This window comes from Massilia rhizosphaerae, assembly GCF_016093545.1.
Classification (GTDB): domain Bacteria; phylum Pseudomonadota; class Gammaproteobacteria; order Burkholderiales; family Burkholderiaceae_D; genus Telluria; species Telluria rhizosphaerae.
Genome location: NZ_JADKYX010000015.1, coordinates 93,671 through 109,850, shown reverse-complemented (window position 1 = coordinate 109,850; position 16,180 = coordinate 93,671). Strand labels below are relative to the sequence as shown.

Here is a 16,180-nt window from a genome sequence, read left to right as displayed (position 1 = left end):
CATGATGTATCTCGACGAAGTCAAAGCGACCCTGATCGACGTCCTGAGCCTGGGCGACGCCGGCCAGCGCCTGAACGCCGATTCTCCCCTGCTGGGCAGCCTGCCCGAACTCGATTCGATGGCCGTCGTCAGCCTGATCGGCGCGCTCGAAGAGCGCTTCGGCATCGCCATCGACGACGACGACATCAGCGCCAGCACCTTCGAAACCCTCGGCAGCCTGGCCGACTTCGTGGCCGCGAAACGGGCCGAATGACACCGGATCGGGCCGAGGTGGACGCGGAACCGTTCTTCCTCGGCAGCGGCGCGGACCAGCGCTTCTGCCTGTTCCATCGTCCCGCCGGCAAATGCCGCGGCGCGGTCCTGTACGTGCCGCCGTTCGCCGAAGAGCTCAACCGCACCCGCCGCATGGCCGCCCTCGGCGCGCGCCGCCTGGCCGCGCACGGCTACGGCGTGCTGCAGATCGACCTGCTCGGCACCGGCGACAGCGCCGGCGACTTCCTCGACGCCCGCTGGGACCTGTGGCGGCAGGACCTCGACACCGCCGCCGCCTGGCTGCGCGCGCACATCGATGCGCCGCTCACGCTGTGGGGCCTGCGCCTGGGCGCCCTGCTCGCGCTCGACCATGCACGCACGACGACGCACCCGCTGGCGCCCATGCTGCTGTGGCAGCCGGTCGCCAGCGGCTCGGCTTACCTGACCCAGTTCCTGCGCCTGCGCACGGCGCATGCGATGCTGGGCGACGCCGCCGCGCAGAGCGGCACCAAGGCCCTGCGCGCCGCGCTTGCCGGCGGAGAAACGCTGGAAATCGCCGGCTACGACCTGTCCCCCGCACTGGCGCACGCCATCGACGCGCTGCCCGCGCCCGATGCCATGCCGGCGCCCGTCCCGGCGCACTGGTTCGACGTGCTCGGCGCCCCCGGCCAGGCGCCGGGCTTGGGCGCCGCGCGCGTCAAGACGGCGTGGGAGGCGCAGGGCGCGGTGCTCCACGTGCACACGGTGACGGGATCGCCGTTCTGGGCCACGACGGCCGTGTCGACCTGCCCCGCCCTGCTCGACGCCACCGTCGACCTCCTGGAGGAGCGCGCCCATGCCGTATGAAGAACGCGCCCTGTCGTTCCGCTGCGGCGGCGACGCGCTCGTCGGCATCGCCTCCGTGCCGGCGGCGCCGTGCGCGCGCGGCGTGCTGATCGTCGTCGGCGGTCCGCAATACCGCGTCGGCAGCCACCGCCAGTTCGCCCTGCTGGCGCGCCACCTGGCCGCGCACGGCATCGCCGCCATGCGCTTCGATTACCGCGGCATGGGCGACAGCGACGGCGAGGAGCGCGATTTCGAAACGATCCAGGACGACATCCGCGCCGCGCTCGACGCGTTCGTGGACGCGGTGCCGGGCCTCGCCGACGTCGTGCTGTGGGGCCTGTGCGACGGCGCCTCGGCGGCCGCGATGTATGCGCCGGGCGATGCGCGGGTGCGCGGCCTCGTGCTGCTGAACCCATGGGTGCGCACGGACGACGGCGTCGCCCGCACGACCTTGAAACACCACTACCGCGACCGCCTGCGCGACCCGGCGTTCTGGCGCAAGCTGGCGCGCGGCCGGTTCGACTACGCAGGGTCCCTCACGTCGATGCTGAAACTCGTGCGCACCGCGTTCGCGGGCCGCGCCGCGGCGCAGGATGGACCGGCCGCGCTGCCCGAGCGCATGCGCCAGGGCTTGCACGCGTTCGGCGGCCACACGCTCCTCGTGATCGGCGGCGCCGACCTGACGGGCCGCGAATTCTGCGACGTGGCCGGCTCGACGCCGGCCTGGAAACGCCTGCTCGCCGCGCCGCGCGTGTCCTGGCGCCGCATCGAGGACGCCGACCACACGTTTTCGCGCCGCGCGTGGCGCGACCAGGTCGCCGAATGGACCCGCGAATGGGTCGTGTCGTGGTGACGCCTAAGGCGCCGCCAGGCAGGGCGTGAAACGGGCGAACGCGCCGTACACGGCCGGCGTCGCGCGGCGTGCGCCGCACAGGTCCTGCGCAGCCGCCGGCCGCTCCCCTTCGTCGGCCTCGTCGCGCACGGGCGGCCCGTCGCGCCACGCGAAATCGCCGGATGCCGGCGCGCGGAACAGGCTGCGCACCGGATGGCTGCCGGCATAGATCCGCCACAGCGCCGTCGTGCGATTGTCGCCCAGGTGCACGAGGCCGCCGTCGCGGCCGCGGATGATGCCGTCCACGAGATTGCCGTCCACCACCGCGCTGCTCGTCGGATAACGCACGTCGATGCCGGTCGTGTCGAGCAGCGTGTTGTCGAGCACCTTGCTGGCCGCCGCGCCGTTCAAATAGATGCCCGCGTCGGAGCAGCCGACGATCAGGTTGGCGCGCAGCACGCTCCCTTCCTGCTCCGTGATGCAGCGGCCGTCGCGGCAGAATTCCTTCCCCGTGCCGCCGCCGCCCAGCGACAGGCCGACGCGCTGTCCCGGCAGCCCGCGCAGCGTTTGTTCGCACCACACGAGGTTGCGCTCGAATACATTGTTCCGGCCGCCGCCCTTGGCGAACGCGCCGTAACTGACCTCGTTGCCGTCGCGCTTGACGAAGTCGGTGATGACGTTCGCGCGCACGGTCCAGCCGCTGGCGGTGACGAGGTCGATGGGCGTCACCGGCTTCGTCGTCGCGCGCACGTGCGTGGCGGCGAACGTCGTGTGGTCGATCAGGCCATCGTCCGGGTAGCGGCCGTCCAGCCCATTGATCTTGATGTGCGCGTTGAAGTCGCGGATCGTGTTGTTGACGCTCTCGAAGTGATGGCCGGCGCCGACGACGTGGAAGGCGTGTTCGCAGTCGTCGTCGGCCGAGCACACGCCGCGGATGTCGAGGTTCTCGAAGCGCCAGTACGGCGCGCCGACGACGAAGCCTTCGAGCGTTTCGAGTTCGATGTGCACGGTGCCCGGCCGCGCCGCGCGCACGACGATGCGCGCGTCCGCGCGGCCCGCGCGCGCGATGCCGATGCCCTTGCCTTCGAAACGGTAGGTGCCGGGAGCGAGCGTGATGACGTCGCCCGGCGCCGCGGCCGTCAAGGCGGCACGCAGGGCATCGGGCGTGGCGACCTGGATGCCGCCGGCATCCTGCCCCGCGGGCCGCGGCTGCGCGCCCACGTTCAGCGCCAGCCGGCGCGGCGGCGCGGCGGCGGGTCCGCGGTCGAGCGCCCGCAAGGTGGCGCCGACGCGTTGGCCGATGCCGACGATGACCGGGTTGTGGCCGCTGCTGCGCTTTTCGATATAGGGTGCGAGCGTGCGCGGCGCGAGGCCGAGGTGGTCGACGGCGGCCAGCAACGCGCCGCCCGCCACGACGGCGGCGACGCCCGCCGCGAGCAGGCCGCGGCGCGCCAGCCTGCGCACCGTCACGCGCTGGCCTTGATGCCGTGGCGTCCCATCAGGTCGTACAAGGTCGGCCTGCTCACGCCCAGCATCTCGGACGCCTTGACGATGTTCCCGTCGGTGCGCGCCAGCGCGCGCGCGATGGCTTTGTATTCCGCCTCGTCGCGCACCTGGCGCAGGTTCAGCGGCTCTTCCTCGGCGCCCGTGTCGGGCAGGCCCAGGTCGTCGGCGACGATGGTGTTCGCGTCGGCCATGATGACGGCGCGCTTGATGCAGTTCTCCATCTCGCGCACATTGCCCGGCCATTGATAGGCTTCGATCGCGGCCAGCGCGTCCGGCGCGAAGTGCAGCGACGCGCGCGATTCCTGCGCGCAGAACTTGTTCTTGAAGTGATGCGCGAGCAGCGCGGCATCGCCATCTCTCTGGCGCAGCGGCGGGATCGTCACGACGATTTCCGACAGGCGGTAATACAAGTCCTCGCGGAAGCGGCCCTGTGCGCACAGGTCCTTCAGTTTCTGGTGCGTGGCGCACACGATGCGCACGTCGACGGGGATCTCCTCGTGGCCGCCGATGCGCTCGATCACGCGCTCCTGCAGGAAGCGCAGCAGCTTGGCCTGCAGCGCCATCGGCAGGTCGCCCACCTCGTCGAGGAAGAATGTGCCGCCGTGGGCCAGCTCCACCTTGCCCTTGGTCTGCTTGGCGGCGCCCGTGAAGGCGCCCTTTTCGTAGCCGAACAACTCGCTCTCGAGCAGGTTTTCCGGAATCGCCGCGCAGTTGATCGCCATGAAGCGCTCCTTGGCGCGCGGCGACAGCGCGTGGATGGCGCGCGCCAGCACCTCCTTGCCGGTGCCCGATTCGCCCAGCAGCATGACGGAGGCCGACGTCGGCGCCACCTTCTCGATGGTGCGGCAGACCTTCAGCATGCCGGGGTCGCGCGAGATCACGCCGGCCAGCGGCGAATCGGCTTGCGACTGCTGCATTCGGCGGTTTTCCTGCTGCAGGTTGTGCAGGAAGAAGGCGCGCTGGATCACGAGGTTCAGCACTTCCGGGTCGACCGGCTTCTGGTGGAAATCGTAGGCGCCCATGCCGATCGCCTTGACGGCGTTGGCGTGATCCTGGTTGCCCGTCAGGACGATCACGCGCGTGTCCGGCGCCAGCGCCAGAATCTGCTGCAAGGTCGCCAGGCCTTCGGTGGAACCGTCCGGATCGGGCGGCAGGCCCAGGTCCATCGTGCACACGGGCGGCTCGTGGCGGCGTATCTGCGCCAGCGCCGCCTCGCGGTCGCCGGCCACCACGACGTCGTACGCATCCAGGCTCCAGCGCAGCTGCTTCTGCAGGCCCGGATCGTCTTCGATGATCAACAGCTTGGGTTTTGGTTGGGTCATGGTGTCTTCTTTCAGGCGATCGTCGCGGCCGCCGCCACGCGGTGCAGCGGCAGGACGACCTTGAACGTTGTGCCGAGCATGGGCTGGCTGGTCACTTCCAGCGCCCCACCCAGTTCGGTGATGTATTCGCGGCTCTCGAACACGCCGATGCCCATGCCGGCCGACTTGGTCGAGTCGAACGGCTTGAACAGGCGCTCGCGGATGAATTCCTCGGTCATGCCTTCGCCGGTGTCCGCGATCTCGACTTCGACGGCGTCGCCGCGGGCGGCCGCCGGGCCCACGCGGATGATCACGTGGCCGTCGCGCGGCGTCGCTTCGATCGCGTTCTGGATCAGGTGGCCCAGCACGCGCTCGAGGCGCTCGCGGTCGGCCAGCACCAGCAATCCGGCCTGCTCGACGAGCAGCTGCGGATGCGGTTCGAACGCGCTCTTCAAGGCCAGCGCCTGGCGCACGACGGCGTCGACGGCCAGCGGCAGCGGCTTCTCGGCATTCTCGCTGCGCGACAGCTTTTGCAGCAGCAGCTTCATCTTCTGCACGGAGTGGTTCAGGGTCTCCAGCATGTCGCGCTGGAATTCGGGATTGTCCTTGTGCTTCTCCGCGTTCGCGTTCATCAGCGACAGCTGGGCGACGAGGTTCTTGAGGTCGTGCACGACGAACGTCGACATGCGGTTGAACGACTCGAACTGGCGCGCCACCATCAGCGCATTGGCCGCGTCTTCCTGCGCGAGATAGCTGGCGGCCTGGCTGCCGGCGATCTCCAGCAGGTCGATGATTTCCCAGTTCAGCTTCAGAGGACTGCGCGCGCGCTGCAGCACGACGAAGCCGAACAGTTTTTCCTGCAGCATCAGCGGCACGACGAGCCAGCGGCGCGGCGTGTCCAGCAGCCAGTCGGGCAGCGCGAGTCCTTCGTATTTGTCGGGACGCTCGACGTATTCGTCGACGTCGACGACCCACTGCGTGCTTTCCAGGAAGCGGCAGAACGGCGCGTTGGCCGCCTCCGCCACGCGGGTGTCCGGCGCCTGCCAGCTCGCCATCACGGTAAAGCGGCCGCCGGCATCGCGCTGCCACAGCGTGCCGCCGGGGCTTTCGACGAGGGTGGCCAGCGCCTGGATGGCGCGCTCGCCCAGGTGCGGGCCGCGCTCGGACAGCGTGCGCGTGAAGCGCATCCACTCTTCGCGGTAATCGTAGTTATAGCGAAAAAAATGCTTGCTGATCGAGACCTTCAGCCAGGAACGCGCCGTGCCGGAGAACAGGATCACGCCCAGCAGCGAAATGGCGCCGAACAGGAAGCCGGTCTGCATCACCGTGCCCCAGCTGCCGCCGACATAGCGCAGGTAGTAGCCCACCGATCCCATGGCCAGCAGGTAGATCGCGGAACCGAACAGCGCGGCCGAATGGAACACGACGCGGCGCGACACGGCGAACGACGTCGTCCACGACTTGCGGCGCGTGATCGACAGCGCCAGCAGCGGCACGGTCAGCGCGTTGACGAAGCCGCGCGCCGTCCACAGGTCCGGGCTCAGTTTGCGGAACAGCAGCGCGTTGCTGTACATGTAGAAGTCGTAGGCGAACATGCCGCCGATGCCCAGGCACGCGAACTTGATCGCCCAGCGCTCCTCGATGGTCTTGTTGCGGTAGACCTGCTCGACGAGCAGCATCCCGTACACGGACAGCCCGACATAGCCGATCAGCAGCGGCAGGCCGAGCACCGGCAGCAGGTCGCCGTTCCAGTGGGCGGCGCCGACGCCGGCCAGCACCAGCAGGTAGACGCAGCCCGCGGCCAGCAACGACGGGCGCGGCGCGTGGAAGCGGCCGAAGATCAGGCGCGCGGCCGTGCCGTCCGACTCCTCCCGCCAGTGACCGAGCAGCGCCACGAGGAACAGCGACCAGGCGCCGTCGCGCAACACCTCGAGCGCGGCGGTGCCCGTGTTCCACAGGATCTGCCGCGCCGCGTCCAGGCCCAGCGCCGCGGCCCACGCGGCCGTCGCCAGGCAGGCGGCGCTCAGCGTGCCGCGCTGGGCACGGCCGCGCCAGCCCGACAGGACCGACAGGCCCAGCGCCAGGAAGCCGATGGCGGCCAGTGCGTAGCTGGAAGCAGCGATATTGATCACGTTACTGGGCAGGATTCGGTGGACATGCGCGGCCGCCCGCCGGTCCCGCCGGCAGCCGCGGGAGCATCAGCGTCCGCTGCGGAACAGGACGACCTTGAGCGTATCGATCAGGATCAGAACGTCCAGGAACAGGCTGTTGTTCTTCACGTAGTACAGATCGTACTGCAGCTTCTGCAGCGCGTCCTCGGCCGACGACCCGTAGCCGTAGCGCACCTGGGCCCAGCCGGTGATGCCCGGCTTGACGCTGTGGCGCACGTTGTAATACGGGACCACTTCGATCAGCTGGTCGACGAAATACTGGCGCTCGGGGCGCGGGCCCACGAACGACATGTCGCCCTTGAGCACGTTGAGCACCTGCGGCAACTCGTCGATGCGCGTCTTGCGCATGAAATTGCCGACGCGCGTGATGCGCGGATCGTTCTGCTGCGCCCATTGCGGCTTGCCGCCCTTTTCGGCGTCCGTGCGCATGCTGCGGAATTTGTGGACGAAGAACGTGACGCCGTCCTTGCCGACCCGCTCCTGCGAATAGAACACGGGACCGCGGTCTTCCAGCTTGACGGCCAGCGCCGCCAGCAGCATCAGCGGCAAGGTCAGCACCATGATGATCAGGCTGCAGACGATGTCGAAGCTGCGCTTCATGAACGTGCGCACGAAGCTCTGGTCGAAGCCGCCGCCGAACACGAGCCACGACGGCTGCAGCGAATCGACGCGGATCTGGCACGTCTCGCGCTCGAAGAACGTGGCGGCGTCCGTGACCTTGAAGCCCTGCAGCTTGCACTCGAGCAGATCCTTGATGGGGAAGCCGCCGCGGCGGTTCTGCACGGAGACGACGATTTCCTCGACGTTGTACTGGCGCGCCAGCGCGACGAGCGACTCGCCCTCGCGCGATTTCAGGAGGCTGGTCGACGGCACGCACAATTCTTCGGTCGGCGTCGGCACGAAACCGGCGATGTTGTAGCGGTGGTAGCTGGCGCTCTGCAGGGCCAGGTCGCTGCATTCCTTGGCCAGCGGACCGCTGCCCAGGAACAGGATGCGGGTTTCCAGGAAGCGCAGTTCGGACGACTTGAAGAACACCATGCGGGCCAGGAAGATGCCGCCGGCGGCGATGCCGAACACGAGCGCCATGATGCCGCGTCCGAAGTACAGGTCCGGCGCCACGTAGAACACGAGCGTCAGGATCAGGAAGCCCATCAGGAACGACGGCATCAGCTTCATGAAGAACGGATGGCGCAGGCCCTCGTTGAAGTCGAGCTGGTACATCCCCATCGCGCTCATGCTGAAGATGATCGCTGCGGTAAAGGCGATGGCGGACGTGAAGAAGTGGTCGAGATGGCCGATGCTGGGCAGGCCGGCGTTCTGGCCCAATTCCATGAACCGCACCGCCGCGCCGATGTAGACCGCGCCGAGCAGTACCAACACTTCGACGAACAGCAGGACGAATACGATCTTCGACACATAGTGATTAGAAATCCTAAGCACAGTTGCCTCCGGTGTAGCAGTTATTGCTGACTTGCACAAACAACGGTTGACCCGGGATACGCGTACGCGTTCCCGAAAGCTTTTGACTCAAGGAAATAAAATAAGGCCGAGAATAGCCAGGAACTGTCATTGTCATCATTGCATGCGAAACGGCAAGGCTCGGGGACCAAGCGGCCTGCCCTCGGCACGACCTAGTGAATAGTCATGGCATCCGCGACAGGAGTCGCGGATGCCGGCATTACGGCATTACATTACAAACGCCAGACGCAGTAACCCGCCTCGCGGATCTGGTGCGGATCGAACTGGGCCTTCACGTCGACGAAGCAGCCGCCATCGTTCAGCTTGGACTGGAAATCCGTCAGCGAGCGCGCCAGCACTTCCTTGTGCGGCACGGCGACGATGAGCGCGTCGCCCTTCGGCAGGTCGTCCCAGTTCTCCAGCTTGATGCCGTACTCGTGCTGGGCTTCGTCCGCTTCCGCCACGGGATCGTGCACGTGCACTTCCAGACCATAAGACTGTAGCTCGTACACGATGTCGGCGACTTTGGAATTGCGCAGATCGGGGCAATTTTCCTTGAACGTCAAGCCGATGACATTGACTTTCGACCCCTTGACGTGGAAACCGGCCGAGATCATCGACTTGACGGTCTTTTCCGCGACGAACTTGGCCATGCCGTCGTTGATGCGGCGGCCGGCCAGGATCACCTGCGGGTGGTAGCCGATCATCTCGGCCTTGTGCGTCAGGTAATAAGGGTCGACGCCGATGCAGTGGCCGCCCACCAGGCCCGGGCGGAACGGCAGGAAGTTCCATTTCGTGCCGGCGGCCTTCAGCACTTCCAGCGTGTCGATGCCGATCTTGTCGAAGATGATCGCCAGCTCGTTCATCAGGGCGATGTTCAGGTCGCGCTGGGTATTCTCGATGACCTTGGCCGCTTCGGCGACCTTGAGGCTGGACGCGCGGTGCACGCCGGCCTTGACGACGGTCTCGTACATGGAAGCGACGCGATCCAGGGTTTCCGGGTCGTCGCCCGAGACCACTTTCATCACGTTGGTGAGCGTATGTTCCTTGTCGCCCGGGTTGATGCGCTCGGGCGAGAAGCCGACGTGGAAGTCTTCCTTCCATTTCATGCCGGAGAATTTTTCCAGGACGGGGATGCAGACTTCCTCGGTAGCGCCAGGATAGACGGTGGATTCGTAAATCACGATCGCGCCGCGCTTCATGTGCTTGCCGACGGTCTCGCTGGCGCCGATCAGCGGCGCGAAATCGGGCACGTGGGCGATGTCGACGGGGGTCGGCACGCCGATCAGGATGTAATCGGCCTGGGCCAGCGCGGCCGGGTCGGTGGTGACATTCAGGTGGCGTGCCGCACGCAACTGTTCAGTCGAAACCTCACCGGCGGGATCGACGAACTTCTTGTAACTTTCGACCTTTGCCACGGATAAATCGAATCCGATCGTCGGGCCGAGCTTGCCGAATTCGACAGCCAGCGGCAAACCTACATAACCCAATCCAACTACTGCGATGATCTCGTCTGGCTTCATATTGATTCCGTTCCGCATGATTGCTATTACGATAACTTTTGATTAGCACGGAAACGTCTGCATGCTCGACAAGTTGCCGTTGCATTTATGACAACGACGATCTAATCATCAACAGTTGCAGAGCATCGCTCACGCCGCGGTAGTCCAACCAATGTTCACCAATCCTCACCGCCGTGCTGATGAGATAATAACATTTTATCGATTACAAGTTAGCAACAAGACATACCGTGCGCATGAAACGAAGCGCCCCGAGAACAGCAGAATAAGTGGGTGCGGTCAAAAGAGGCAAGCACTACCTTATCAGGATGATCCGGAGTGTTGTAAGCATGGTTATTGAACGCTCGTAACTTGTCGTAATGTTATGCCTTTAGGGTAAAGCGTGACAATTCCACCATCTCATCCGGGCTGGTGCTCGACCGCGAGACCGGGCGCGGCACGCGGCGTTTGGGCGCGGCCGCCGGCATCCAGGTCCAGGAATGCGGCGCGCCCCGTCTTGCTGCGCTCGCGGTTGGCGCGGATTGCCGCCTTGTCGATGCCCGCCAGCAGGCGGATCTTGGCCAGTTGCAGTTTGACTTCCGACGCATTGACGCGCGCCAGCGCATAGCCGAGGTGAGCGCACACGGACACCCATTCGCGGCCGAACGAGAAATTCGCGTTCGGGTTCGAGCTGCGCGCGATGACTTCGCGCCGGAAGGTCTCGCCGGACTCGAAGAATTTGCTGGGCGGGCGCTGCTCGCGATCGTGATAGATGCGCGACGTGGGCAGGACGCCCAGCTTGAGCTTGTGGAATTGCAGGCGCTGCGTGTAATTGTCGTCCTCGCCGTAATGGAAGAACGACGGGCTGAAGCCCCCCACCCGTTCCACGCATTCGCGCGTCATCATCCAGGCGGCGGCGTTCACGAAGCCGACGTCGTACACGTCCTTGACGCGGCCGAGGTAGATGTCCGAATACAGGCCCCGGCACTTGTTCGGCCCGATGTAATTGGAAAAGCCGTAGTCGAGGCCGTCGCCGGCGCCGTTCAGGTGCATCGGGCTGATGACGCCATAGGCCGGATGCCTTTGGCAGGCGTCGACGAGCTTCTCGACGGCGTCCGGATCGATCCAGGCGTCCTGGTTGAGCAGGAAGACATAGTCCGCACCGCGCTGCCAGGCCAGTTCCATGCCGATATTGTTGGCCTTGCCGAAGCCGAGGTTCTTGCCCGTATTGACGATCTCGACCTCGGGATAGTCGGCCGCGATGCGGGCCAGCGTATCGTCCTGCGACCCATTGTCGATCACGATCGTGTGCAGCGGCACGGTCGACTTGCGCAGGCTGGAAAAGCACGGGGTCACCCACTTGGCCCCGTTGTAGGTCACTATGACCACGAAAACCTTGGCGCTCATCGTCGTCCTCAATGAAATGGAAATCGGCGCCGGACGGCGGTCGCGGCACAGTGTCGGATGTTGACACATGTGCAGCAAATCCGAAAGGCAACGGACACTAGCATATGCGCGGGCGTTGCAGCGCACAATTCCCATTCCGAGGGATGCCAGAATTGGCGCCATCTTGACGGCATCAAGTCGGCAATTTCGCTACAACGTTTTACAGTTACTTGTTGACCGCGTTGCCTTAGAGAATCTATGCTTGAGATAAATATATATCTGTTCAATATATTCGCAAAGCATACGCATTTGTACATTGCAATCGCATCCGGCGCATGGGACACCGCCAACCCATTGCAACAAGACACTGAATCGCACGCGGCCAGCCAGTTATAACATCCACAGGGAGTGGCAAATGCTTTCTCGACTTTCCGAAGTCAAGCTCGTCCGTTCACGGACGCGTATCACCCTTTTCGCGTCCTTGTCCGCCATGTTGGCGCTGAGCGGCTGCGCGTCGACGAAGCCGGATCCGCTGACCGCGTCCGAACTCGCCACCGTCAGCGCGGCGGACCGTCAACGCGCCCAGCAGGACGTGGAACCCCTGAGCAATGCGCTCACCCTCCAGGAAGCGATCGCCCGCGCCATCAAGTACAACCTGGGCAGGCGCACGCGGCTCATGGAAGAAGCGCTGGCGCAGGGCCAGCTCGACGTCGGCAACTACGAGATGCTGCCGAAACTGGTGGCATCCGCCGGTTATCGCGACAGGAACAAAGACCTCATCACGCGCAGCACCGACTCCGTCACGGGCCAGCCCTCCCTCGCCCATCCGTACATTTCCAGCGATCGCACGGCCACCACGACCAATCTCGCTTTCACCTGGAGCCTGCTCGATTTCGGGCAAAGCTATTACGCATCCAGGCAGAACGCCGACCGCGTGCTCATCGCCGCGGAACATCGCCGCAAGGCGCTGCATAACCTGATCCAGGACGTCGAAACCGCCTTCTGGCGCGCCGCGAGCGCGCAAAAGCTGCGCGGCGAGGTGAAGACGACCATCGCGGCGGCCGAGGACGCGCTGCGCGATTCGAGAAAATCGGAATCGGAAGGGTTGCGCAGCCCGCTGGACGCGCTGCGCTATCAGCGCCAGGTCCTGGAAAATCTGCGGCTGCTCGAATCCATCGAACAGGAACTGTCGAGCGCGCGGATCGAGCTCGCGTCGCTGATCAATGCGCCGCTCGGCCGCGACATCACCGTGGTCGAACCGGCCGATACCGTCAGCGACGCATGGCAGAACGTCTCCGTCGACAAGATGGAAGAACTGGTCATCGCCAACAACGCCGAACTGCGGGAGTCCTTCTACAATGCGCGTATCGCCCGGATGGAAACCCGCCGCGCGCTGCTCAAGCTCTTCCCCGGCCTGTCGTTCAATTACAGCGTCAACGGCAGCGACGACAGCTATCTGATCCACCAGCACTGGACCGAAGCCGGCGCGCAACTGTCCTTCAATCTGCTCGGCGTGCTGTCCGCGCCCGCGCAGATGCGTCTTGCGGACGCCGGCGTCGCCGTCGCCGACCAGCGGCGCATGATGACGCAGATGATCGTCCTGACGCAGATGCATCTGGCGCACCTGCAATACCACAATGCCCTGAAACAGTTCGAGCGCGCGGACAGCATCTGGAAGGTCGACCGCGACATCGCCACCCAGGTGGCAAACCGCGAAAGTGCGAAAACGCAAAGCAAACTCGACCTGGTCGCCAACGAAACGGCGGCGATCCTGAGCGAGCTGCGCCGCTATCAGGCACTGTCCCAGTTCCAGGCGGCGGCAAGCAGGCTGCAGGCAACGCTGGGACTGGAACCCGCCATCGCCGCCGACCGGAACGTGCCGCTGCCCGAACTGACGCAGACCATCGAGACCGCTTTGCGGCAGTGGAACACCGGCCAGCTGCAGCCCGCGGCGACCGTCAAGTAAGGTCCATCCATCATGCTTCTGCGTCGCTTCACGCCCCTGTCCCTCGTGATGGGGGCTTGCATTCATGTCGCCTGTGCGGCAAATCCGGTCAAGGCGCCGGCGCCGGCCGCCGCTGCGCCGAACGCCGCGGCGAAGGCGAATCCGGGCCTGTTCGACCAGCGGGAGATCCGCGCGCAACTGACGCCGCGGCGCTACACGACGCTTGCCGCCGAGATCGGCGCGCGCATCAACCGGATCACCGTCTCCGAAGGCAACCGGTTCCGCGCCGGCGAAACCCTCGTCATGTTCGACTGCTCCGTGCAGCAGGCGCAACTCGGCAGGGCGAAGGCGACGCTGGTCGCCGCCGAGACGACCAGGAACGCCAACCGCAAGCTCAACGATCTCCATTCGGTCAGCCAGGTCGAACTGGAGCTCTCCGAAGCGGAAGTCGCCAAGGCCAGGGCGGACGTCGCGACCAATGCGGCGATCGTCTCGAAATGCGCGATCGCGGCGCCGTTCGGCGGCCGGGTGGCGGAACAGAAAGCGCGGGAACAGCAGTTTGTCCAGCCGGGCCAGGCGCTGCTGGAGATTCTCGACGATTCGGCGCTGGAACTCGAATTCATCGTGCCGAGCAAATGGCTGGTCCGGCTCAAGCCCAATCAAGGCTTCAGGGTCGCGATCGACGAAACCGGCAAAAGCTACCCGGCCAAGATCCAGCGCATCGGCGCGAGGGTGGATCCGGTGAGCCAGTCGATCAAGATTTCCGCCGTCATCGACGGCAAGTTCAGCGAACTCATCGCCGGCATGAGCGGCACGGTGCTGATGGACCCGCCAAACCGATGACCGCTTTTTGTTTTTTTATTTTTTCATCAGAAGAAAAAGGAGACGCACCATGAAACAGGGCTTCAAACGCAGGTCTTCGGCAATCGTCATGCTGGCGGGCATGCTGGGGGGCATCGGCGCGGCCGGTTCGGCCTATGCATGTTCCAGCGAACCCTATATCGGCAGCGTATGCATCATGGCCTGGCCGAAAAATGCAGGCTTCGGCGGCGGGATGTACGCGTTCGCCAACGGCGCTACCTTGTCGATCAGCAATAACGCGGCATTGTTCTCGGTAATTGGCATCAGCTACGGCGGCAACGGCCAGACGAACTTCCAGTTGCCCGACCTTCAGGGCCGCGTCATAGTCGGCGCGGGCTCCGGCCAGGGCCTGCCGACCTACATCGCCGGCAACAAAGGCGGCACGACGACTGTCTCGCTCACGAATTCCCAGTTGCCGCCGCATACGCACACGCTGGTCACTGGCACGGGTGGCGTCATCGTGAATGTCGGGCCAGGCACGCTTGCCGCGCAGACGACTCTGACCGGGCTGACTGCGACGACGACGATGACGGGTGTGACGGGGTCGATCAACGGTTCGGCATTGACGTTGAACGGCTCGTCCGGCGGCAACTTCGGCACGAATCCCTCCGGCGCCTCCCTGGGCACCTACACGGGTACGCTAAAAATCTATTCCGACGCGGCACCGACCGTCAGCATGAAGGCCGGCGCCATCAGCGGCACCGCAGCGGTGACATTCGGCGGCACCCCGACGACGACCATCAGCGGTAGCCCGACCACGAGCTTGACGGGTACGCAAAGCGTAGCGGTCGGCGGCAACACCGGCATAACCGGCTCCGGCCTGCCGTTCAGCATCATGCCGCCCTACCTGGCCATGACCTACTACATCGCAATCAACGGCTTGTATCCGTCCCAGGACTAAATCTCGATTGCCGTTCCCGCGCCGCGAGGTGCGGGAACACGCACCAAAGGATCCGGTTTCATGAAGTACACCGCCATCGCCCTGCTGTCGCTCGCCTTGCCGCTCAGCGCTTTCGGAGCACGTCCGGAACACGATTGGGACCGCGAACTCAAATCGGCGCAAGCGCTTCTCGCGAAAGGCGATTACGCGGCGGCCTATCCGGGCTTCGAGCGCATCGCCGCGCACAACCCGCTCGCGCAATTCACGCTCGGCTTGTTCAATCAGAACGGTTGGGGACGACCGAAGAACCCGGTCGCGGCGTGTACCTGGTTCGAACAGGCTGCGCAGAAGCAGGTACCCGCTGCCGAACATTACCTTGGCGATTGCCTGGCCGAAGGCATCGGCCGTCCGGCGAACATTCCGCAAGCGCTTGCCTGGTACGACAAGGCGGCGTCGCACGGCCACCTGATTTCGCTGTGCTCCGAAGCGGAGTACTACATCCGCGGCAAAGGTGTCGACAAGGACGTCGAAAAAGGCATTGCGCTGTGCACCGGTGCGGCCCAGGCGAATTCGCCGCCCGCCATGATCAAGCTCGCGCATTACTACCAGGGCGACAAGGACGTGCCGCAAAACCTGGCCGCGGCGCGCTACTGGTACTGGGAAGCCGCGCAACGCAACGTCAATGAAGCACAGCTCCGGCTGGGCACGATGCTCGCCAACGGCGAAGGCGGCGACGTCGACCTCGACGCGGCGCGGCAGTGGCTGGAGACGGCCGCCGCCGATGGTTATGCGCCTGCCTATCTGCCGACCGCCGTGCTCTACGCGAATGCGCCGGTACAGAAGGAAACCGGCGCGCTGGCGCCGGAACATCTCGCGAAAATTTACTTGTGGACCGAAGCCGCGAAAGCGCGCGGCTCGACTCCCGAACTCGTCGCTTCGGCGGAAAAGCTCGAAGCGCAGGTATTGAAGGTCATGCCCGCAAGCTGGCGACCGAAGCTCGACCAGCAGGTTGCGGAACACCTGGCGCAACATCCCAACTGATGGGAACGTCGAAAAACCTGCTGCGCGTTGCGCTGTCGTCCTGCGATGCTCACTGTACTACTCGTACAGTTGCGCTTCTCGAACGACATCGCGGCCGCTCGCGACGGTTTTTCGAGGTCCCCTGATTTTTTTGAAGCAAGCCGCACGGCTCATTCGCATCGCGCGACGACAACACATCGAGGCACAACATGAATGACATTAACCGCTCCATTCATCTGATTCG

General features: G+C 65.2%; 13 protein-coding genes. 7 read left to right on the top strand and 6 right to left on the bottom strand.

All coding sequences use genetic code 11. The annotated features are described in order from the left end of the window. Positions 1-4: 4 nt before the first annotated feature. Genes ISF28_RS20690 through ISF28_RS20680 form a run of 3 tightly spaced genes read left to right on the top strand, consistent with a single transcriptional unit; the run spans position 5 to position 1,930 of the window. Complete coding sequence (locus ISF28_RS20690) at positions 5-253, top strand: acyl carrier protein (RefSeq protein ID WP_198119126.1); 249 nt, start codon at positions 5-7, stop codon at positions 251-253. Beyond that, the gene (locus ISF28_RS20685) at positions 250-1,098 is read left to right on the top strand and encodes a hydrolase 2, exosortase A system-associated (protein WP_198119066.1); all 849 of its coding nucleotides are present in this window, start codon (positions 250-252) and stop codon (positions 1,096-1,098) included. The genes ISF28_RS20690 and ISF28_RS20685 overlap by 4 nt, the downstream gene beginning before the upstream one ends. Next, positions 1,088-1,930: a hydrolase 1, exosortase A system-associated gene (locus ISF28_RS20680; RefSeq protein WP_198119065.1), complete on the top strand. Its 843-nt coding sequence runs from the start codon at positions 1,088-1,090 to the stop codon at positions 1,928-1,930. Before ISF28_RS20685 ends, ISF28_RS20680 begins: the two co-directional genes overlap by 11 nt. Before the next feature lie 3 nt (positions 1,931-1,933). Here ISF28_RS20680 and ISF28_RS20675 read toward each other — a convergent pair whose 3' ends face one another. The 6 genes from ISF28_RS20675 to ISF28_RS20650 all read right to left on the bottom strand — a co-directional run bounded on the left by ISF28_RS20675 (position 1,934) and on the right by ISF28_RS20650 (position 11,251). Further along, positions 1,934-3,379 carry a right-handed parallel beta-helix repeat-containing protein gene (locus tag ISF28_RS20675; RefSeq protein WP_370663478.1) on the bottom strand — a complete coding sequence of 482 codons (1,446 nt, stop codon included), beginning with the start codon at positions 3,377-3,379 and terminating at the stop codon, positions 1,934-1,936. Continuing rightward, positions 3,376-4,737 carry a PEP-CTERM-box response regulator transcription factor gene (gene prsR / locus ISF28_RS20670; protein WP_198119064.1) on the bottom strand — a complete coding sequence of 454 codons (1,362 nt, stop codon included), beginning with the start codon at positions 4,735-4,737 and terminating at the stop codon, positions 3,376-3,378. Before prsR ends, ISF28_RS20675 begins: the two co-directional genes overlap by 4 nt. Positions 4,738-4,748: 11 nt before the next feature. Continuing rightward, complete coding sequence (gene prsK, locus ISF28_RS20665; protein WP_198119063.1) at positions 4,749-6,848, bottom strand: XrtA/PEP-CTERM system histidine kinase PrsK; 2,100 nt, start codon at positions 6,846-6,848, stop codon at positions 4,749-4,751. A 66-nt stretch (positions 6,849-6,914) separates the two neighbouring features. Beyond that, positions 6,915-8,303 carry a TIGR03013 family XrtA/PEP-CTERM system glycosyltransferase gene (locus tag ISF28_RS20660; protein ID WP_370663477.1) on the bottom strand — a complete coding sequence of 463 codons (1,389 nt, stop codon included), beginning with the start codon at positions 8,301-8,303 and terminating at the stop codon, positions 6,915-6,917. Between the two features lie 275 nt (positions 8,304-8,578). Then, positions 8,579-9,868 carry a nucleotide sugar dehydrogenase gene (locus ISF28_RS20655; protein ID WP_198119061.1) on the bottom strand — a complete coding sequence of 430 codons (1,290 nt, stop codon included), beginning with the start codon at positions 9,866-9,868 and terminating at the stop codon, positions 8,579-8,581. 396 nt (positions 9,869-10,264) lie between these two features. Continuing rightward, positions 10,265-11,251: a glycosyltransferase family 2 protein gene (locus ISF28_RS20650; protein WP_198119060.1), complete on the bottom strand. Its 987-nt coding sequence runs from the start codon at positions 11,249-11,251 to the stop codon at positions 10,265-10,267. Positions 11,252-11,720: 469 nt separating this feature from the next. Between ISF28_RS20650 and ISF28_RS20645 the strand changes: the two genes are divergently transcribed. From ISF28_RS20645 to ISF28_RS20630, 4 genes are read left to right on the top strand one after another with little or no spacing between them, the layout of a single operon-like run. Next, positions 11,721-13,196, top strand: a complete 1,476-nt coding sequence (locus ISF28_RS20645; RefSeq protein WP_198119124.1) for a TolC family protein — start codon at positions 11,721-11,723, stop codon at positions 13,194-13,196. Between the two features lie 12 nt (positions 13,197-13,208). Next, entirely contained in the window at positions 13,209-14,018 is an 810-nt protein-coding gene (locus tag ISF28_RS20640; protein ID WP_229519246.1) for an efflux RND transporter periplasmic adaptor subunit, read from the top strand. A 49-nt stretch (positions 14,019-14,067) separates the two neighbouring features. After that, the gene (locus ISF28_RS20635; RefSeq protein WP_198119059.1) at positions 14,068-14,937 is read left to right on the top strand and encodes a phage tail protein; all 870 of its coding nucleotides are present in this window, start codon (positions 14,068-14,070) and stop codon (positions 14,935-14,937) included. Positions 14,938-14,997: 60 nt separating this feature from the next. After that, the gene (locus ISF28_RS20630) at positions 14,998-15,957 is read left to right on the top strand and encodes a tetratricopeptide repeat protein (RefSeq protein ID WP_198119058.1); all 960 of its coding nucleotides are present in this window, start codon (positions 14,998-15,000) and stop codon (positions 15,955-15,957) included. The last annotated feature ends 223 nt before the right edge of the window (positions 15,958-16,180 follow it).

What these genes read in the sequence shown, in the direction of transcription:
- ISF28_RS20690 (WP_198119126.1), top strand. Translation starts at nt 5, where the DNA reads ATGTATCTCGACGAAGTCAAAGCGACCCTGATCGACGTCCTGAGCCTG.
- ISF28_RS20685 (WP_198119066.1), top strand. Translation starts at nt 250, where the DNA reads ATGACACCGGATCGGGCCGAGGTGGACGCGGAACCGTTCTTCCTCGGC.
- ISF28_RS20680 (WP_198119065.1), top strand. Translation starts at nt 1,088, where the DNA reads ATGCCGTATGAAGAACGCGCCCTGTCGTTCCGCTGCGGCGGCGACGCG.
- prsR (WP_198119064.1), bottom strand. Translation starts at nt 4,737, where the DNA reads ATGACCCAACCAAAACCCAAGCTGTTGATCATCGAAGACGATCCGGGC.
- ISF28_RS20655 (WP_198119061.1), bottom strand. Translation starts at nt 9,868, where the DNA reads ATGAAGCCAGACGAGATCATCGCAGTAGTTGGATTGGGTTATGTAGGT.
- ISF28_RS20650 (WP_198119060.1), bottom strand. Translation starts at nt 11,251, where the DNA reads ATGAGCGCCAAGGTTTTCGTGGTCATAGTGACCTACAACGGGGCCAAG.
- ISF28_RS20645 (WP_198119124.1), top strand. Translation starts at nt 11,721, where the DNA reads ATGTTGGCGCTGAGCGGCTGCGCGTCGACGAAGCCGGATCCGCTGACC.
- ISF28_RS20640 (WP_229519246.1), top strand. Translation starts at nt 13,209, where the DNA reads ATGCTTCTGCGTCGCTTCACGCCCCTGTCCCTCGTGATGGGGGCTTGC.
- ISF28_RS20635 (WP_198119059.1), top strand. Translation starts at nt 14,068, where the DNA reads ATGAAACAGGGCTTCAAACGCAGGTCTTCGGCAATCGTCATGCTGGCG.
- ISF28_RS20630 (WP_198119058.1), top strand. Translation starts at nt 14,998, where the DNA reads ATGAAGTACACCGCCATCGCCCTGCTGTCGCTCGCCTTGCCGCTCAGC.